Origin of the sequence: Cupriavidus sp. YAF13, assembly GCF_052113425.1 — a bacterium.
GTDB lineage: Bacteria > Pseudomonadota > Gammaproteobacteria > Burkholderiales > Burkholderiaceae > Cupriavidus.
Map to the genome: position 1 here is coordinate 44,843 of NZ_JBFRDD010000049.1, position 19,218 is coordinate 64,060.

At 66.1% G+C, this 19,218-nt stretch carries 16 protein-coding genes and 1 riboswitch; of the genes, 8 read left to right on the forward strand and 8 right to left on the reverse strand.

All coding sequences use genetic code 11. The annotated features are described in order from the left end of the window. The first annotated feature begins 198 nt into the window (after positions 1-198). Both AB4061_RS30995 and AB4061_RS31000 read left to right on the forward strand, forming a co-directional pair. Complete coding sequence (locus tag AB4061_RS30995) at positions 199-900, forward strand: response regulator (protein WP_441640039.1); 702 nt, start codon at positions 199-201, stop codon at positions 898-900. 179 nt (positions 901-1,079) lie between these two features. After that, a complete protein-coding gene (locus AB4061_RS31000) occupies positions 1,080-2,438 on the forward strand; it encodes a cobyrinate a,c-diamide synthase (protein ID WP_441640040.1) in 1,359 nt (452 codons plus the stop codon). A gap of 9 nt (positions 2,439-2,447) precedes the next feature. Here the strand turns inward: AB4061_RS31000 and AB4061_RS31005 are convergent, their stop codons facing one another. Next, complete coding sequence (locus AB4061_RS31005; protein WP_441640055.1) at positions 2,448-3,242, reverse strand: AraC family transcriptional regulator; 795 nt, start codon at positions 3,240-3,242, stop codon at positions 2,448-2,450. A gap of 126 nt (positions 3,243-3,368) precedes the next feature. Here AB4061_RS31005 and AB4061_RS31010 point away from each other — a divergent pair, with 126 nt between their 5' ends. After that, entirely contained in the window at positions 3,369-4,262 is an 894-nt protein-coding gene (locus AB4061_RS31010; protein WP_441640041.1) for a DMT family transporter, read from the forward strand. 53 nt (positions 4,263-4,315) lie between these two features. On the opposite strand, the gene AB4061_RS31015 is transcribed toward AB4061_RS31010, so the two are convergent. The 3 genes from AB4061_RS31015 to AB4061_RS31025 all read right to left on the reverse strand — a co-directional run bounded on the left by AB4061_RS31015 (position 4,316) and on the right by AB4061_RS31025 (position 7,263). Next, complete coding sequence (locus AB4061_RS31015; protein WP_441640042.1) at positions 4,316-4,780, reverse strand: MarR family winged helix-turn-helix transcriptional regulator; 465 nt, start codon at positions 4,778-4,780, stop codon at positions 4,316-4,318. Between the two features lie 69 nt (positions 4,781-4,849). Further along, positions 4,850-6,445 carry an MFS transporter gene (locus AB4061_RS31020; RefSeq protein WP_441640043.1) on the reverse strand — a complete coding sequence of 532 codons (1,596 nt, stop codon included), beginning with the start codon at positions 6,443-6,445 and terminating at the stop codon, positions 4,850-4,852. A gap of 200 nt (positions 6,446-6,645) precedes the next feature. Beyond that, positions 6,646-7,263, reverse strand: a complete 618-nt coding sequence (locus tag AB4061_RS31025) for a TetR/AcrR family transcriptional regulator (RefSeq protein WP_441640044.1) — start codon at positions 7,261-7,263, stop codon at positions 6,646-6,648. 169 nt (positions 7,264-7,432) lie between these two features. Between AB4061_RS31025 and AB4061_RS31030 the strand changes: the two genes are divergently transcribed. Both AB4061_RS31030 and AB4061_RS31035 read left to right on the forward strand, forming a co-directional pair. Continuing rightward, positions 7,433-8,521, forward strand: a complete 1,089-nt coding sequence (locus AB4061_RS31030; protein ID WP_441640045.1) for an MBL fold metallo-hydrolase — start codon at positions 7,433-7,435, stop codon at positions 8,519-8,521. Between the two features lie 130 nt (positions 8,522-8,651). Next, a riboswitch (FMN riboswitch) is annotated at positions 8,652-8,815 on the forward strand. 88 nt (positions 8,816-8,903) lie between these two features. Then, positions 8,904-9,416, forward strand: coding sequence for a 6,7-dimethyl-8-ribityllumazine synthase (locus tag AB4061_RS31035; RefSeq protein WP_441640046.1), 513 nt, complete (start codon positions 8,904-8,906; stop codon positions 9,414-9,416). 52 nt (positions 9,417-9,468) lie between these two features. On the opposite strand, the gene boxA is transcribed toward AB4061_RS31035, so the two are convergent. From boxA to AB4061_RS31055, 4 genes are all read right to left on the reverse strand, one after another. Continuing rightward, on the reverse strand, positions 9,469-10,749 hold the full coding sequence (gene boxA / locus AB4061_RS31040; RefSeq protein WP_441640047.1) for a benzoyl-CoA 2,3-epoxidase subunit BoxA: 1,281 nt from the start codon (positions 10,747-10,749) through the stop codon (positions 9,469-9,471). A 123-nt stretch (positions 10,750-10,872) separates the two neighbouring features. Further along, complete coding sequence (gene boxB / locus AB4061_RS31045) at positions 10,873-12,300, reverse strand: benzoyl-CoA 2,3-epoxidase subunit BoxB (RefSeq protein WP_441640056.1); 1,428 nt, start codon at positions 12,298-12,300, stop codon at positions 10,873-10,875. Between the two features lie 113 nt (positions 12,301-12,413). Next, positions 12,414-14,072, reverse strand: a complete 1,659-nt coding sequence (gene boxC, locus AB4061_RS31050) for a 2,3-epoxybenzoyl-CoA dihydrolase (protein WP_441640048.1) — start codon at positions 14,070-14,072, stop codon at positions 12,414-12,416. 117 nt (positions 14,073-14,189) lie between these two features. Continuing rightward, entirely contained in the window at positions 14,190-15,164 is a 975-nt protein-coding gene (locus tag AB4061_RS31055; RefSeq protein ID WP_441640049.1) for a helix-turn-helix transcriptional regulator, read from the reverse strand. An 89-nt stretch (positions 15,165-15,253) separates the two neighbouring features. On the opposite strand from AB4061_RS31055, the gene AB4061_RS31060 reads away from it, so the two are divergent. The 3 genes from AB4061_RS31060 to AB4061_RS31070 all read left to right on the forward strand — a co-directional run bounded on the left by AB4061_RS31060 (position 15,254) and on the right by AB4061_RS31070 (position 18,918). Continuing rightward, positions 15,254-15,718 carry a DUF4863 family protein gene (locus AB4061_RS31060; protein WP_441640050.1) on the forward strand — a complete coding sequence of 155 codons (465 nt, stop codon included), beginning with the start codon at positions 15,254-15,256 and terminating at the stop codon, positions 15,716-15,718. Positions 15,719-15,728: 10 nt separating this feature from the next. Next, a complete protein-coding gene (locus AB4061_RS31065; protein WP_441640051.1) occupies positions 15,729-17,273 on the forward strand; it encodes a 3,4-dehydroadipyl-CoA semialdehyde dehydrogenase in 1,545 nt (514 codons plus the stop codon). A gap of 73 nt (positions 17,274-17,346) precedes the next feature. Then, positions 17,347-18,918 carry a benzoate-CoA ligase family protein gene (locus AB4061_RS31070; protein WP_441640052.1) on the forward strand — a complete coding sequence of 524 codons (1,572 nt, stop codon included), beginning with the start codon at positions 17,347-17,349 and terminating at the stop codon, positions 18,916-18,918. The last annotated feature ends 300 nt before the right edge of the window (positions 18,919-19,218 follow it).

Consider the following 19,218-nt stretch of genomic DNA (forward strand, 5'->3'; position numbering starts at 1 on the left):
GCTGTTCGCGCCGCCGGCGAAAAGCCGTGCGGCGCTTTTTTTCAAGGGCGCGATCCCCTTGCGGCAAGCGCCGCCCAACGCGAATCGAAGCACTCGCTTTTCATGTTCGCGGCATCCGTGCCGCAAGCCCTTCCAGCTCGCGCCAGGCATGTGCGGCCCGGACACCGTGCATGCCTGCGCTTGCGCAGGAGCATTGCCATGCCTTTGAAAATCTTGATTGCCGATGACCATCCCGCCATTACGCTCGCAGTCAGGAGCCAGTTGCGGAACCAGACCGGCTGGGAGGTCTGCGCGGATGTCCACAGCTCCGCCGAGCTGCTGCAGGCCGTGCGCGCATTCCGGCCGGATATCGTCGTCACCGATTACCACATGCCCTGCAGCAACGCGAGCGATGGCATCCGCCTGCTAGCCAGCCTGCGGCGGCACTTTCCGGCGTTAGCCGTGGTGGTGCTCACCATGATCACCAACCCGCTGGTCCTGCGCGCCATCCTGAACGCAGGCGCCCATGGTCTCCTGCTCAAGGACTCGCAGCTGGACGAACTGGTCACCGCCATCATCCGCGTCGAACGCGGGCTGCGCTTTATCGGCGACTCCGCCGCGCGCGTGCTGGAGCAGTCCGGCGCCCACTACGCGCCCGGCAGCGCCGGCGCCCTGTGCCTGTCGGTACGCGAGTCCGAAGTCATGCGGCTCTACCTCAGTGGCAACTCGATCACCGGGATTGCCGGGCAGCTGAGCCGCAGCGTCAAGACCATCAGCCGCCAGAAAAACAGCGCCATGCGTAAGCTGGGGGCCAGCAATGAGCGCGAGCTGTTCGACTTCGCGGCGCAACAGGGCCTGGTGCTGCCGAACCCGGATCGTCCTCAGGAGAGCCAGCCGGCCAGCCAGTCCGACTGGCTATAATCGCAGCGCCGCGCAGGCAGCCGTTTCTGCCAGCCTCGCTACTTGGAGGCCGTTTCAACATGAAGCGAAGCGGTTCTGGCTAGGCGCGCGGCCGCAGACAGTACAAGTGGTACGCCAAGGCCGCGCAACGACGCCAGCATCTTTTTGAAATGGCCTCTTAGCCAACCAACGTCATCGCCATGTCCAACCTTGCCGCAACCACCGCACCCGCCGCTCCAGGCACCCCATCCGATGCGGCAAGGCCCCTGCGCGTGCCCGCCATGCTGGTGGCGGCGCCGGCCTCGGGCCAGGGCAAGACCACCGTGACGGCCGCGCTGGCATGGCTGCACCGCCGCGCCGGCCGCACCGTCCGCGTCTTCAAAAGCGGCCCCGACTACCTCGACCCCTCCATTCTCGCGGCTGCCAGTGGCGCGCCGGTCCACTCGCTCGACTTGTGGATGACCGGCGCCGAAGACGCCGCGGCACGCCTTGCCCAGGCAGCGGCCGAAGCCGACCTGATCCTGGTGGAGGGCGTCATGGGCCTGCACGACGGCACCCCCAGCAGCGCCGACCTGGCGCGCCATTTCGGCCTGCCGGTGCTTAGCGTGATCCAGGCCGGCGCGATGGCGCAGACGTTTGGCGCGCTGGCCTTCGGGCTGGCGGGCTACGGCCAGCCGCTGGCTTCCATGCAAGTGCTTGCCAACGGGGTGGCCTCCCCGCGGCACGCCGATATGCTGAAAGAGAGCCTGCCGGCGCATATCGCCTGGGCCGGCGCGCTAGCGCACGACAACGCGGCATCGCTGCCCGAGCGGCACCTGGGCCTGCTGGCGGCCGATGAACTGCCCGACCTCAACACGCGGCTGGACCGCCTCGCGGATGCACTCGCCGGGCAACCCATCGGCGCCCTGCCCGCGGCCGTGGAGATTGCCGCGGCGGCGCCGCTGCCCGTGCCGCCGCCGCTGCTGGCCGGCAAGACCATCGCCATCGCCCGCGACGCCGCGTTCCGCTTTATCTACCCTGCCAACCTGGATACGCTCCAGGCGCTCGGCGCCCGGCTGGCCTTCTTCTCCCCGCTCGACGACGCTGCCTTGCCCGCCTGCGATGCGCTCTGGCTGCCCGGCGGCTACCCCGAGCTGCACGCCGCGCGCCTGTCGGCCAACACAGGCATGCTGGCCGCCCTGCGCCAAGCCCATGCCAACGGCCTGCCGATCCTGGCCGAATGCGGCGGCATGATGGCGTTGTTCGAGACGCTGGTCGACAAGGCCGGGCATAGCCACGCCGTGGCGGGCCTGCTGCCTGGCACGGTGATCATGCAACGCCGCCTTGCCGCGCTCGGCCATCAACAACTGGCGCTGCCCGAAGGCACCTTGCGCGGCCACACCTTCCATTACTCCAGCGCGCAAACCCCGCTGGCGCCCTACTGCCACGCCACCGTGCCGCGCGACGGGTCGCGGGGCGAAGCGGTGTTCCGGCAGGGCGCGCTGACGGCGTCCTACACGCATCTGTATTTCCCGTCCAACCTGTTGTCCATTGCAGCGCTGTTCGGCGGCGCGCGGTAAGTGCAAGCATCACGTAATGCCACAAAACTCGCGCCGGTACTGCTCCGGCGTGACGCCAGCCTCGCGCTGGAACATCGCGATAAACGCGGATGCCGTGCTGTAGCCGAGTGCGAACGCGATCTCCTGCACGCTGCGGCCCGCCTCCAGGGCATCGATGGCACGCAGGAAACGCAGACGCTGGCGCCAGTCGCCGAAGGACATGGCCAGCTCGTGCTGGCAACGGCGCGCAAGGGTGCGTTCGGTCATGTGCACGCTGGCAGCCCATTCAGCCAGCGTGCGATGGTCGCCAGGATCGGCCTGCAGCGCCTCCAGCACGGCGGCCAGGGCGGGTGTGGTTGCCGCCGGGAGGTAACAGCGCTGCACCGGCGCCACGGCAAGCTGGTCAACCACCACATGCGCCAGCCGAAGATCGGCGGGCGTGCGCGGCACATGCAGGTCGCGCGCGGCAAAATCCGCCAGCACGCTCTTGATGATCGGGCTGATGCGCACCGTGCAGGGCTCGGCCGGCAGTTGCGCGCATAGGCCGGGCTCGATGTAGATCGAGCGGTAAACGATCGCGTGGCGCAACGTGCAGCTGTGCACCACCTTTGGCGGAATCCATATGGCGTACTGCGGCGGGGAAAGCAGCCGCATGCCCACGGTTTCCATCTGCATCGAGCCGTGCGCGGCGTAGTTCAGGTGACCCCAGCTATGACTGTGCGCCTCCGCCAGGGTATCGGCGCCGAACTCGTCGTAGCGCAGGTAGAAGGGGCCTTCCATCCCTTCGACATCCAGGATCGGCAGGAAACGCCACTTGTCGGCCATGGCCATGCTTTTTGGGTCCGTTGCTACACAGAGTCCGGAATTCCGGTCGATATGTCCTAATTGAGCTATATAGATCAACACAGACGCGCTCATGATAGCGTTCCAAACACATCAGAGAAAGCGCTCATGTGGCAATACGCCTTTCCGCTCCTGGCCGTCGTGATCTGGTCAGGCAACACCGTCGTCAGCAAAATGGCCGCCGGCACCATCGCGCCGGCCGAGATCAGCTTCTACCGCTGGTTGCTGGCAGCCGTGCTCTTCACGCCGCTGGCACTGCGTCCCGTGCTGCGCAACTGGGCCGCGATCCGGCCCGGATTGGGGCGGATCGCCGTGCTGGGCCTGCTCGGCATGGTGGCCTATCAGTGCCTGGCCTACTATGCCGCCTACCTGACCACGGCGACCCACATGGGCATCATCGGCTCGCTCACGCCGATGATGGTGCTGGCATTGTCGATCTTGCTACTGGGACAGGGCCTGACCGCTGGCGCCGTGGCGGGGTCCGTGCTGTCGATTACCGGCGTGCTGGTGGTCGTATCGTCGGGAAACCTGGGCAGCCTGCTGACCAGCGGCGCCAACCTCGGGGACGCACTGATGCTGCTGGCCATGCTGGCCTACGCGGTCTATGTGATCTTGCTCAAGCGCTGGAAGATGAAGGACGTGCCGGCGCTGCAACTGCTTTACCTGCAGATCGTCGCGGCCGTCATCGCGTTGCTGCCGCTATACCTGCTCACGCCAAAGATGGGCCTCTCGGCCGCCAATCTCCCTCTGGTCGGGTTCGCCGGGCTTATGGCATCGATGGTTGCACCGCTGGTGTGGATGCACGCCGTCGCCCGCATCGGGCCGAGCCGTGCGAGCATGTTCTTCAACTTGATCCCCCTGCTCACCGCGCTGATTGCTGCGGGCTTGCTTGGCGAATCGCTCGCGCCATATCACGCGGTCGGCGGGGTGCTCACGGTGTTGGGCGTGCTGCTGGCCGAGATATGGATGGCGCCGTTGAGGCTGCAACTGGCCCGGCCGTAGGGACAGCTGGGTTAGTCAGGACGGTTGGGGCAAGGTCATCGTGGATGCCGCGCTCACACGGCGTCCGCCTTGTCCTGCTGTGTGCGCAGCACCGCTTCGGCAATGCCGCCCTCAAGCTCTTCCAGTCCCTTGGACAGATTGCGCATGGTGGTCTCGGAGACGTTTTCCAGCACGTCCTGCAGAAACGCCGAGCGCAGCGGCAATGCCTGCTCCACTACGCCATGCCCGAGCGCCGACAGGGTGACGTTGGTCACGCGGTTGTCGCGCTCGCTGGTGTTGCGCTCGACCCAGCCGAGCTCCTGCAGCGCCTTGAGCTGGCGCGTGAGCGCGCCCGGGTCCATGCCGACGCGGTCGGCAAGGGGCTTCTGCGCGATGGGCCCGGCGTGCGTGTACAACGCGGACAGAATGCGCCAGCGCGGCAAGGGATGGCCGATGCGCTGCTCGAAAGCCGCGGCATAGGCCCGGTAAGTTCGCCCGAACTGCTGTAGCACAGCCAGGCTTTGACGCTCCAATTCCACTCCAATCTCCTGCTTGGGGCACCGTCACGCGACGGGCAACCTCCCCACATTATCGGCTAGCCCCGCGCCCTACTCCGTTGCCATGACCGGCTTGACGGCGCGCTCCAGCTTGATCGGCGGCACCCGCCGTGAACGCCACAGGCCCAGCACCGCAATCACCGCGGCCAGCGCCAGCCCCATATGAATGGCCCCAACCAGCGACAGCCGGGCCTGCTCCAGCAACAAGGCGCCATTGTGCCCGGCAGCCTCCAGCTGCGACAGCAGGCTAGCCTGCGCCGCACGGTCGATCAGGATCTGCGGATCCGCCATGCGCGCCTGCCACTGCCCGGCGCCAGCGCTCTGCAGCGCGTCGTGCACGCCACTGAGGTAGCTGCGCGTGACCAACGTGCCCACCACGGCAGTACCGATCATGCCGCCGACCATGCGCAGCGACTGCAGCATCGCCGTGGCAATGCCCAGATGCTCGCGGCCCGCGGTCTGCTGCGCAAACACCGTCAGGTTGGGCATGATGAAGCCGAGCCCGAAGCCACATAGCAGCATCATGCCCAGCAACAACTGGTGCGACATCCCGCGCGTCGCCTGGGACAGCCCAAGGCAAGCCAGCGCCAGCATGCCGAATCCCGCATACAGCATATTGTTAGGCTGGCGGATGCGGGTGATGATGCGCCCATTGATGATACTGCCCACCGTGATGCACACCACCAGCGGGGTCACCAGCACGCCCGCCTCCTTCGGCGAATAGCCAAAGCCCCCCTGGAACAGCAGCGGCGCGTACAGCAGCAACGAGAACATCGCGAAGCCGACGAACACGGCCAGCAGGAACAATGGCGCCAGCCCGGGATTGCGGAACATCTCCAGCGGCAGGATCGGGTTCGGCGTGCGGCGCTCCCATTGCCATAACCCAACCAGCGCGCACACCGACATCACCAGCAAGCCGCCGGTGACCAGCCCGAACCCACGCTCGGGCATCAGCTCCACGCACAGCTGCAAGCCGCCCAGCCCCACGCCGATCAACGCCGCGCCGAGCCAATCCACCTTGATCGCGCCGGTATTGGTCTGCTGGCGCAAGTGCGGCAGGTAGCGCCAGGCAAACCACAACCCCAGCAAGCCCACCGGCAAGTTCACGTAGAACACCGAGCGCCAGCCATAGGCCTCGGTCAGCACGCCGCCAAGCGACGGCCCCACCGCGTTGGCAATGCCGAACGCCGCGCTCATCATCACCTGCCAGCGCAGGCGCACATGCGAATCGGGGAACAGGTCAGGGATACAAGCAAAGGCAGTGCCCACCAACATGCCGCCGCCAATGCCCTGCAGGCCGCGCGCAAGCACCAGGAACGGCATGCTCGTTGCCATGCCGCACAACGCGGAAGCCAGCGTGAACACAACGATCGACGCCATCACGAAGGGCTTTCGCCCGTAGTAATCGCCCAGCCGCCCGAAGATCGGCACGGTGATCACCGACATCAGCAGATAGGCCGTCGCCACCCAGGCGTAGTACTCGAACCCCTGCAGTTCGGCCACCACGGTCGGCAGCGCGGTGCCGACCACGGTCTGGTCAAGTGCGACCAACATCACCACGAACGCGATACCCAGCATGGCCAGCAGGGACTCGCGGAATGGCAGCACCTGCCCGCTGCTATGCGCCTCGTGAGGCTGCGAAATCATTTTATTGTCCCATCAATGATTGTGTAGTCAATCATTATAGGGCAGGGTCGGGGAGCCGGTGATAGAGATTGCGATCGACAGATGCAACCGGAATCCGCACCGCCGGCCGCTCTCGGCACCGAGAAGCATCTGGGCTGGCCGACCTGGCCGGGTGCCTAGATCGGCACAGCGTCATCGGTGGCATGGACCAGCAAAACCCTTCAAGCCAGAGCCACCCCATACTGCGCAAGAAACATCGCAACCGCCGAATCCACCACCTGCCGCTGCAACGCCGCATCCAGCGGCGGCTGTCCCATGGTGATCTGCGGCCAGAAGGCGAAGGCCTTGATCAGCGCCTGTAGCTGACAGGCGGCAAAGGCGGGATCCGCCGCTTTCAGCTTGCCGTCGGCCTGCGCCGCGCGTATCCAGACATTGATGCCCTCCTCCCGCTCGCCCAGCCTGGCGACCATTTCCCTCGCCCGCTCTGGCGAGTGGATGGTCTCGGCGATGGCAACGCGTGCCAGGTCGATGAAGCTGGCGTTGTTGAGCATGTTCATCTTCAGGCGCACCAGCTCGCGCAGCTGCGCATCCACCGGCTGGTCGCTCGCGTAAGCCATGTCAAGGTCGCCCTGGCTGCTCTCCCATAACTGGGAAAGTATCTCGGCAAACAGCTCGTCCTTGCTGGCGAAGTGGTTGTACACCGTGCGCTTGGAAACCGCTGCCCGGGCGGCGACCTTGTCCATGCTGGTGACTTCGAAGCCGTTGTCGCGGAACTCGGCGATGGCGGCCTGAATGATGGCTTCGCGTTTGCGATCCGTCAGGCGTTGGGCTGGGGGCATGGCGTTCCTGGGGGGCCTTGGCGTCGGGGAAAGGGGGTAATTTTACACCGACAAGTTTACTTTCCAGAAAATGGAAACTACACTGTGCAGTACAGTTTTTGCAAATCGAAGCTGGATGGAACGGCCCCCGCCGCTTGCCCTGCCCCCACTTTGGATCCTGATTGCCATCATGACCAATCATTCGCCCCGTCCCGTCAGCCGCCAGAGCTACACCCAGTCGCCGGAATCGCGCGCGAGCCAGGCACGCGCCCTGGCCGGGCCGCCAAAGGGCGGCTTGCTCAAGACCCTCGGCATCGCCTGGCGCTTTCTCTTCGACAAACCCGCGGACACCCAGCCCGCCGGCCCGGTTCCGGTGCAAACGCTGACGCAGGCTGACCTGCTCGCCGCGCCGGACAACACGGTATTCCGGCTTGGGCATTCCACCGTGCTGCTGAAACTGCGCAACGCTTTCTGGATCACGGATCCGGTCTTTAGCGAGCGCGCTTCGCCGGTGCAATGGGCTGGGCCGCAGCGTTTCCATCAACCGCCGATTGGCATCGACGATTTGCCGCCCATCAAGGCGGTGATCCTCTCGCACGATCACTACGATCACCTGGACCGCGCGGCCATCATGGCACTGGCGGACAAGACCGAGCACTTCCTGACGCCGCTGGGCGTAGGGGATCGCCTGATCGACTGGGGGATCCACGCGGGCAAGGTGAGACAGCTCGACTGGTGGCAAACCACCGAGGTGGAGGGCGTGCGCTTTGTCGCTACACCGGCACAGCATTTTTCCGGGCGAACGCCATTTGACGGCAACCGTACGCTGTGGGCATCGTGGGTGATTCTGCACACCGGTCTGCGCGTGTTCTTCAGTGGCGACACGGGCTACTTCGATGGCTTCAAGCGCATTGGCGAGCGGTATGGCCCATTTGATCTCACACTGATGGAAACCGGCGCCTACGACGTGAACTGGCCCGCCGTGCACATGCAGCCTGAGCAGACCCTGCAGGCGCATATCGACCTGAGGGGCAATTGCCTGCTGCCGATTCACAACGGCACCTTCGACCTGGCCATGCACGCCTGGCACGAGCCCTTCGACCGCATCATCGCGCTGGCCGCCGCGCGCGGCGTTCCCGTCAGCACCCCGCGCATGGGCGAGGCCGTCAGCATCCTGCAAGCGCACAACGGGGATCGCTGGTGGCTGGACGTAAAGACGCGCCGCAACCGCAAATCGATGCCGCCCGCAAGCCCGCGCATCGTCAACGAACAGCCCTGAGAAAAACAATGACCGCCCGGGCCGCCGAGGAGATTCCCGCGCTGGCGGCCAGTCGGCTGGCCTGAGCCACGCCAAACTCACAATCGCATCACGGTGTATCATGGCTGCGTTGCAGGCTCTCCGCCTGCATCAGCGTTCTCAGGGCGGGGTGAAAGTCCCCACCGGCGGTGATGGCGATTTTTTCGCATAAGCCCGCGAGCGCCCGGTTCTTCTCGAAGTCTCCGAGAGCCGGGGTCAGCAGATTCGGTGTCACTCCGAAGCCGACGGTCATAGTCCGGATGAAAGAGAGCGCGATGTTTCTGTTCCCCCGCTCCGTCTCCCGGCGCCGGGGGACTAAACTCGTGCGCCCTGATTCTGGTAACCCACTCTTCTGAAGAAGACCATGAATCAGTTAGTTTCTCCTGTCCAGCGCGACCACCGCGACCTCCAGGACACCACTCCCGTCAATCCGGCCTGGCGCTTTGCGTTTATCCATGCGCAATGGCATGCGGATATCGTGCATCAGGCCCGCGACGCCTTCCTCGCTGAAATGGCCGCGCGCGGCGTAGCGCGCGAGGCGGTGGACGTGATTGAAGTGCCTGGCGCGTTCGAGATCCCGCTGCATGCACGCAAGCTGGCGGACACCGGGCGCTATGCGGCGATCGTAGCGTCGGGCTTTGTCGTCGATGGCGGCATCTACCGCCACGAGTTTGTCGCGGACGCCGTCATCAGCGGCCTGATGCGCGTGCAGCTCGATACGCAGGTGCCCGTGCTTTCCGCCGTGCTGACGCCGAAAAGCTTCCACGATCATGAAGACCACCGCAAATTCTTCAGCGAGCACTTCGTCGTGAAGGGCCGCGAGGCGGCGCAGGCCTGCATCAAGACGGTGGAAAGCCTGAGCAAGCTGGTAGCTTGACCGGATCTGGCCCGCGCTAGGGCTCGGGGGCGCGGCGCGCATCTTCAGGGAATCAGTACGTTTCCAGATGCAGCCGCCCATCCTTCTTGAGCGCGGCGCCCACCGTGTCCCACGACAAACCCGCCTGCTGCGCCACGTCCCGCAAGGCCAGCACCACGCCCTCCTCCATGCTCTTGAGCCCGCAAACGTAGAAGCAGGTGTTCGGGTCCGCCAGCAACGGCCCCAGGTCGGCTGCGCGCTCGCGCATCACGTCCTGCACATAGCGCTTGGGCTGCCCCGGGGTGCGCGAGAACGCGAAGTTGATATCGATGAAGTCCTTGGGCAGGCTTTGCAGCGGGCCGAAGTAAGGCAGCTCCTCCTGCGTGCGCGCGCCGAAAAACAGCATCAGCTTGCCGCCCTCGAACTTGCCGGACTTGCGCAGCCGCCGGCGCCATTCCGTCATCGCGCGCATCGGCGCGCTGCCGGTGCCCGTGCAGATCATCACGATATGGGAGCGCGGATGGTTGGGCATCAGGAAGCTCGCGCCAAACGGCCCGATCACTTCCACCTTGTCACCCACCTGCAGGTCGCACATATAGTTCGATGCGACGCCGCGCACCGGGTTGCCCTGGTGGTCTTCCAGCACGCGCTTGATGGTGAGCGAGATGTTGTTGTAGCCCGGCCGCTCGCCATTGCGCGGGCTGGCCAGTGAATACTGGCGCGCATGGTGCTGGCGGCCGCTGGCGTCCACGCCCGGCGGCACGATGCCGATCGATTGGCCTTCCAGCACCGGAAATGGCGCGGTGCCGAAGTCCAGCACGATATGGTGCGTATCGTAGTCGCGCCCGACCTCGGTGACGCGCGCATTGCCAACCACGGTGGCCGTGACGGAGCGGGCGGCGGCCTTGGCGCCATAGAGGTTGGTATAGGCATGGGCGGCCGACCACGGCGGCACGGTGGCGCCGTACTGGGCACTGTTGAAGCCGCCTTCGCCGGTGACGGCCGCTAGCGATGACGCCGGGGCGGATTCGAGAACCGGCTCGGCATCCGCCGCCACGCCTTGCGCGGCAAGCTGCTCGGAGGAGAGTTCGTCAGGCAACGTGTCCCAGCCAAACTGCTCCACAATGCTGTAGGCCTTGGCGCGCGGCATGGTGCGCCAGTTGTCGATCGAGCCGGTCGGGCATGGCGAGATGCAGGCCATGCAGCCGTTGCACTTGTCCGCGTCGACCACATAGTTGCGCGCATCGTGGGTGATGGCCGCGACCGGGCAGGTGGCCTCGCAGGTATTGCAGCGGATGCAGATCTCGGGGTCGATCAGGTGCTGCCTGATGACCTGGATGTCGGACATGTCCATGGCGAACTCCGGGGGTGATGCGACCCCTGTGGCCGGGGCCTCTTGCCGCAGGAGCCCACCGGGCCCCTGCCTTCTTGCGATTTTCGATTTCGATTCTCGGTTTCGGCTTTCGACTCGCGGCGCTCAGTTGAAGCGCACGTACTCGAAATCCACCGGCTGGCGGTTGATGCCCATCACCGGCGGCGCGATCCAGCCGGCAAACTTGCCGGGCTCGACCACGCGGCCCATCAGGCTGGCCACATAGGCGCGGTCGGTCTCGCTAGGCAGCCACTGGTCGACATTGGCTTTCCACTCCGCGTCCGAAATCACCCGGCCATCCGGCGAGATCTTCACGCCGGAGAGCGCGCCGATATTGCGGTGGAAGGCCTTGTGCGGGACCTTCAGGCGCAAAGGGATGCCGGCCTTGTCGATCACGCGGTTCCAGCGCTCCACGCCGGCCACGCTGTCCTTGATGTAGTCGTCTCGCAGCACTTCGTTGAGCGCGTTGAGCATCGGCACTTCCTTTTCGATCAGCTGGCCGCCGCTGGCCTGCAGGACCTTGTAGGTCTGGCCCTTGAGCACGTGGTCGTCGGTGCGCTTGCCTTCTTCGTAGCGGCCCTTGAGGCCGGTGCTGTAGAAGGTCGCGGCGTTGCTCGACTCATCCGCGCCGAACAGGTCGATGGTCACGCTGTAGTGGAAGTTCAGGTAGCGCTGGATGGTCGGCAGGTCGATCACGCCGGTGGCGCGCAAGCGGGCCGGGTCGTCGGTCTTGAGCTCGTTCATCACCTGGCAGGTGCGCTGGATCACACGCGAGACGCCGCTCTCGCCCACGAACATGTGGTGCGCTTCCTCCGTCAGCATGAACTTGGTGGTGCGGGCGAGCGGATCGAACGAGCTCTCGGCCAGTGCGCACAGCTGGAACTTGCCGTCGCGGTCGGTGAAATAGGTGAACATGAAGAACGACAGCCAGTCCGGCGTCTGCTCGTTGAACGCCTGCAGGATGCGTGGGTTGTCTTGCTGGCCGCTGCGGCGCTCCAGCAGCGCTTCGCCCTCTTCGCGGCCGTCGCGGCCGAAATACTTGTGCAGCAGGTAGACCATGGCCCACAGGTGGCGGCCTTCTTCCACGTTGACCTGGAACAGGTTGCGCAGGTCGTACATGCTCGGCGCGGTCAGGCCGAGGTGGCGCTGCTGCTCCACCGATGCGGGTTCGGTATCGCCCTGCGTGACGATGATGCGGCGCAGGTTGGCGCGGTATTCGCCGGGCACGTCCTGCCAGGCGTCTTCACCCTTGTGGTCGCCAAAGTGGATCTTGCGGTTGGCCTCGGCGGGGTTGAGGAAAATGCCCCAGCGATAGTCCGGCATCTTCACGTGGCCAAAGTGCGCCCAGCCTTGCGGGTCGACGCTGATGGCGGTGCGCAGGTAGATATCGAAATCCTGCGAGCCGTCCGGCCCCATATCGTTCCACCAGCTCAGGTAGTTGGGCTGCCATTGCTCGAGCGCGCGCTGCAGCGTGCGGTCTTCACTGAGGTTGACGTTGTTGGGGATCTTGTCGCTGTAGTTGATGCTGGACATCATGGTCTCCGGGCTGGCTATGCGTTGGATGCGGCGGATTCGGGTTCGGATTCAGCTACTGGTTCGGCTTCAGGTGCGATATCAGAGATCTCAGCGATATCGGCGATGTCAGGTCAGACGCGGTTCCAGTCGAACGCGGCCTTGTCGCCCTTGCCGTAGACCTTGAGCGCGCCCTTCTCGCCCACTGCGTTGGGACGCTGGAAGATCCAGTTCTGCCAGGCGGTGAGCCGCCCGAAGATGCGGGTGAACATGTTCTCCTGGCCGTTGAAGCGCAGGTTGGCCTCCATGCCGGTGAGCGCATCCGGCGACATGGCCGCGCGCTCTTCGAGCGCGATGCGCACTTCATCGGTCCAGTCGATGTCGTCGGGGTTGGCGGTAACCAGGCCCACCGCGAATGCGGCGTCGGCGTCCAGCGGCTGGCCCGCCTTGGCGCGCACCGCGTCCAGCGCCGGTTGCTCGTCGTAGAAGCGCCGTCCCAGGCGGCTCTGCCCGGTCGCCATCGGGTACAGCCCGAAGTTGGTCTCGGCCACGGTGATCTTGGGCGCGCGCGCCTCGTCGTCCGGCAGCGCCAGGTGGTAGCTGCGGTCGCACGCCAGCGCCAGCTCCAGGAAGGTGCCGGCAAAGCAGGAGCCCGGCTCGATCAGCGCGAACAGGCTGCGCGAGGACACATCCAGGCGGGAGAACGTGCGGCGCAGCAGGCCGATGGTCTCACGCACCAGCCAGTGATCCTGGTTGGCCAGCAGCGTGGCGTCCATGGCCAGCACGTTGGCGGCGTCGCCGTCGGTCTTGATCAGCCAGGTGCCGATATCCAGCTCGTTGGTGCGCATCGACAGGATGGCGTCTTCGAGTTCGCGCGCCAGCTGCAGCGGGTACCAGGCGGCGCCAGCCTCGGCAAGGGCGGCAACGCTGGTCGGCTGCGTGGCGGATGGGCCCTGCACGGTGAAGGTAGCCTTGCGGCCCGCGCGGTCGATCTCTACGGTGACGTGGGTGTAGCGCAGCGCGTCGGCTTCGAGCGTGCGCGCGAGCGGGGTCAGCGCCACGCCGCTGGCGTTGGCCGGGCGGTCGCTCTGCGCGGCCAGGGCCTGGGCGCGCTCCTGCACTTTTTGCGCAAAGACGGCGGGCTTGGCGATGTCGTCCACCAGGCGCCAGTCCTTGGCGCGCTGGCCGCGCACCCCTTCGGTGGTGGTGCAGAAGATATCCGCCAGATCGTGGCGCACATGGCGCTTGTCGGTCACGCGGGTCAGGCCGCCGGTGCCGGGCAGCACGCCCAGCAGCGGCACTTCGGGCAGGCTCACGGCGGAAGAGCGGTCGTCGACGAGGATGATCTCGTCACAGGCGAGCGCCAGCTCGTAGCCGCCGCCGGCGCAGGCGCCGTTGACCGCGGCGAGAAACTTCAGGCCGCTGTGCTTCGACGAATCCTCCAGCCCGTTGCGCGTCTCGTTGGTGAACTTGCAGAAATTCACTTTCCAGGAATGGCTGGAGACACCCAGCATGAAGATATTGGCGCCGGAGCAGAACACCTTGTCCTTGCCGCTGGTGACCACCACGGTGCGCACCTCGGGATGCTCGAAGCGGATGCGGTTGACCGCATCATTGAGTTCGATGTCGACGCCGAGGTCGTAGCTGTTGAGCTTGAGCTTGTAGCCGGGACGCAGGCCGGCGTTTTCATCGATGTCTACCGCCAGCGTGGCAATGGGGCCGTCGAAGGTCAGCTTGAGATGCTTGTACTGGGACGGGTCAGTCTGGTATTCGACGCGGGGGGCGGTAGTCATGGCTGTGTYTCCTCAGCAATGAAGCACAATAGTGCATGGATTGGGTGTTGGTGAAAGAACTATAGTTCATACAACAAAACCCAGTCAAGCAATATTGTGCATCCATACACCAAGGAATCAGAGCGGTAGTTGCAGTGCGTAGCGCACGCGCTCCCGCAGCGCCAGGAAGGTGGGTTCGAGCGGCTCGGCGCTGGTGTCGACGCTGAACTCCGCCTTGGAATAGAAGGCCGCGCGGCCGGCCAGGATGTGGCGCAGGTCTTCCATGGCCTCCTTGCTGGCGGCCATCGGGCGGAAGTCGCCTTGGGCGCGCACGCGGTTCATGTGATCTTCCGGGCTTGCCTGCAGCCACACCGTGGTGCAATGGGCCAGCAGCAGGTTGAAGGTGGCGGGGTCGGACACAAGGCCGCCGGGCGTGGCGATCACCGCTTCGGGATAGATCTGGATGGCTTCCTCCAGCGCGCGCCGCTCATAGCGGCGGTAGGCGTTCATGCCATACAGGCCTTGGATTTCCGAGATGCTGCAGCCGGCGAACTTCTCGATCTCGCGGCTGAGTTCCACAAAGGGAAAGCCCAGGTCCTCGGCCAGCATGCCGCCCAGCGTGGACTTGCCGGCACCGCGCAGCCCGATCAGCGCCACGCGCGGGCTGCGCGCGGCGTTGCCGCCGCCGGTGCCGAGCATCTCGCCCACGGCAATGCGCACACGGCGCAGCGTGCCTTCGTCGCGGTGTTCCAGCAGTTCCCGGATCAGCAGCCATTCCGGCGACGAGGTGGACACATCGCCAAGCAATTCGGCCAGCGAACAGTGCAGCGCCGAGGCGATCTGCAGCAGCACCAGGATGGAAGCATTGCCGCTGCCGTATTCCAGGTTGGCCAGGTGCCGCTCCGAAACGCCGGCAGCCAGCGCCGTGGCCTTGCGGGTCAGGCCCCGGCGCGAGCGGAGCTCGCGCACGCGTTCGCCCAATGCGACGAGAAAGGCGTTTTTCTCCACTCCGGCAGCTTCCGCAGCGCTGCCGTTGCCTGGCGCGGCATCGGCGTCCTGCTCGTCAGGCGCCTCCCGCGTTAACCCGGTAACATGCAATATAGTGCTTGACATGATTTCTCGGTGGCTCTATGTTTCACACATGCACAATAATGCATGAAGCGCGGGTATGCAACCCGGCTGAGTCCAACGGAGCCCCTTCCATGTCCCCCACCGAATTCCGCGAGCAGATCGCGCGGCTCACGGCCCGCATTGCCGGCCGCCCACTCGATGCCGCCCTGGATACCTGGCTGAATGCCGAGCATGGCGTAGGCAGCACGACTTACAGCGAACTCAAGGCAGCCTGCCAGGCCGGCGTGGCCGAGGGCTGGCTGTGCGACCGCGAGGGCGGCGGCATCCGCTATGGCCGCATCTTCAAGCCGGCCGAGGATCTGCACGGGTTCTCCGTCGACGTGGTCGACATGCAAGACATCGCCGGGCCGCATCACACACACCCCAATGGCGAGATCGACCTGATCGTGCCGATCGACGCCACCGCCGAGTTCGACGGCCGCCCCGCCGGCTGGCTGGTCTGCCCGCCAGGCAGTGCGCACCGGCCCACTGTCAGCCACGGCCGCGCGCTTGTGCTCTACCTGCTGCCCGACGGCCGCATCGACTTTACCCGCTGAGATTCCCTTCATGACCGAACTGCTCCCCAACTATCTTGGCGGCCGCTGGCAAGCCGGCTCCGGTGCCGGCGCGACGCTGTCCGACCCTGTACTGGGCGGTGCGCTGGTGCGCGTGGACGCCACCGGGCTCGACCTCGCCGCCGGCTTCGCCTTTGCGCGCGAGCAAGGCGGCGCCGCGTTGCGCGCCATGACCTACCGCGAGCGCGCCGCCATGCTGGCCGCCCTCGTCAAGATCCTGCAGGCCAACCGCGATGCCTATTACGAGATCGCCACCGCCAACAGCGGCACCGTGCACAACGATTCCGCCGTGGATATCGATGGCGGCATCTTCACGCTCGGCACCTACGCCAAGCTCGGCGACACGCTGGGAGAGCGGCGCTATCTGATCGACGGCGATGCCGCGCGGCTCGGCAAGGATCCGCTGTTCCAGTCGCAGCACGTGCTGGTGCCCGCGCGCGGCGTGGCGCTATTGATCAACGCCTTCAACTTCCCGAGCTGGGGCTTGTGGGAAAAGGCCGCGCCGGCACTGCTGGCGGGCGTGCCCGTGATCGTGAAACCCGCGACGGCCACCGCCTGGCTGACCCAGCGCATGGTCAGGGACGTGGTGGACGCTGGCGTGTTGCCGCCCGGCGCGCTGTCGGTGGTGTGCGGCAGCGCGGCCGGACTGCTGGACCAGCTGCAGCCGTTCGATGCGGTCTCCTTCACCGGCTCGGCCCAGACCGCCGCGCTGATCCGCTCGCATGCGGCGGTGACGCAGCGCTCGGTGCGCGTCAATATCGAGGCCGACAGCGTCAACTCGGCCCTGCTGCTGCCCGGCGAGGCCGCCGGCAGCGAAGCGTTCGATCTGCTGGCCAGGGAAGCCGCGCGGGAGATGACGGTCAAGTCCGGGCAGAAATGCACGGCCATCCGCCGCATCTTCGTGCCCGAGGCGCTGTATGGCGCTGCCGCCGATGCCATCGGCGCGCGGCTGGCCAAGGTCCCCGTGGGCAATCCCCGCCATGAAGCGGTGCGCATGGGCGCGCTGGTCAGCCGGGCGCAACTCGAATCGGTGCGCGAAGGGCTGGGTTACTTGCAAGCGCAGGCCGAGGTATTGCACGACGGCGCGCTGCACGCGCTGGTCGATGCCGATCCGGCCGTGGCCTGCTGCGTCGGGCCCACGCTGCTGGGTACGCGCGATGCGGACGCTGCCGATCGCGTGCACGACACCGAGGTGTTCGGTCCCGTGGCCACGCTGGTGCCCTACCGCGATAGCGCCCACGCACTGGCGCTCGTGCGCCGGGGCCAGGGCTCGCTGGTGGCATCGCTCTACGGCAGCGATGCCGATGCGCTGGCCAAAGCCGCGGTGGAACTGGCCGACAGCCATGGCCGCGTCCACGTGATCTCACCCGAAGTTGCCCAACTGCATACCGGCCACGGCAACGTCATGCCGCAATCGCTGCACGGCGGCCCGGGCCGCGCGGGCGGTGGCGAAGAGCTGGGCGGCTTGCGCGCGCTGAATTTCTATCACCGGCGCAGTGCCGTGCAGGCAAGCACCAGCGTGCTGGCACAGCTCTAACGCTCCGCCAGCACCGCCACGGCAAACCCACCAGAACACCGATCCATCGATCCATAGAGACGGGGAGACAAGCATGACAGCCGAACCACAAGTCCAGCCACCCGGCACGCCGTTCAACTTCGCCCAGCACCTGATCGCGTGCAACGCGCAGCGCCCCGGCAAGACCGCCTACATCGACGACCACGGCGCGATGCGCTACGGCGAGCTGGCCGAGCGCATCCGCCGTGTTGCCGCCGCGCTGCAGGCCAGCGGCATCCATCGCGAAGAACGCGTGCTGCTGCTGATGCACGATGGCAACGACTGGCCGGTGTGCTTCCTCGGCGCGATGTATGCCGGCATCGTGCCGGTGGCGGTCAACACGCTGCTCACCGCCGACGACTACGCCTATATGCTGCAGCACAGCCGCGCGCAGGCCGTGCTGGTATCCGGCGCACTGCTGCCCGTGCTGCAGCAGGCCATGGCCCAGGGCGGCCACGAAGCCGGAACCGTGATCGTCTCGCAGCCCGCCGGCCCGCTGCCCGATGGCATGATCGCCCTCGATGGGTGGATCGGGCGCAACGCGCCGCTAGCCGCGCCGGCCAGCACCGGCCCCGACGATCCCGGCTTCTGGCTCTATTCGTCAGGCTCCACCGGGCGCCCCAAGGGCGTGCTGCACAGCCAGGGCAACCCGTACTGGACCGCCGAGCTCTATGCCAAGCCGGTGCTCTCGCTGGGCGAGGCCGACATCTGCTTCTCGGCCGCCAAGCTCTACTTTGCCTATGGGCTCGGCAATGCCCTGACCTTCCCGCTGAGCGTGGGCGCCACAGTCGTGCTGATGGCCGAGCGGCCAACCCCCGAGGCCACGTTCAGGCGCTGGCTGGACCATCAGCCGACCGTGTTCTTCGGCGCACCGACTGGCTATGCGGGCATGCTCGCCGCGCCCGGGCTGCCCGCGCGCGAGCAGGTCTCGCTGCGCTTGTGCTCCTCCGCCGGCGAGGCCTTGCCCGCCGACCTGGGTGAACGTTTCACCGCGCATTTCGGCTGCGAAATCATCGACGGCATCGGGTCCACGGAGATGCTGCATATCTTCCTGTCCAACCGCCCCGGGCAGGTTCGCTACGGCACCACGGGCTGGCCGGTGCCGGGCTATGCGGTGGAACTGCGCGACGAAGACGGCCACGCCGTGCCCGACGGCGATGTGGGCGACCTCTATATCCAGGGGCCGAGCGCAGCACTGATGTACTGGGGCAACCGGGAAAAATCGCGCGAGACCTTTCGCGGCGGCTGGACCAAGAGCGGCGACAAATACGCGCGCAACGCCGACGGCAGCTACAGCTATGCCGGGCGCAGCGACGACATGCTCAAGGTCAGCGGCATCTATGTGTCCCCGTTCGAGGTGGAGGCCACGCTGGCCCAGCACCCCGCGGTGCTCGAAGCCGCCGTGATCGGCGTGCCAGACCAGACTGGCCTCACCAAGACCAAGGCGTTCGTGGTCCGCAAGGCCGGCGCGCAGGTCAGCGAGGCGGAGCTGAAAGCCTTCGTCAAGGAACGGCTCGCACCCTACAAATACCCGCGCGTCATCGAGTTCGTTGCCGCGCTGCCCAAGACGGCCACGGGCAAGATCCAGCGCTTCAGGCTGCGCGAGATGGAATGCGCGCCAGCATGACAAGCAAAGCAGGAGCACGCCAGCGCCCAATGGCATGACAAGCGCCCGCCCTCTCCCCCCACCCCTCTCCCGCAAGCGGGAGAGGGGAGCCAACCAGCGGCAAGATCAACCAACCGTGGTAGCCGTGTTTCCCGCCCGAAAGGGCGGGAAACACCCAAACGCAATGCGAAGCGAGCCGTCAAGGTGTACCAGGCCGTATGGGGCGCCTCGGGATTCGGCGAAAAGAGCGGAAAAGAGGGACCCATGTCTGAGTATCGCCTTAAGGCGATGCGAGTTTGGGTCCCGGCCGCTCTTTTCGCC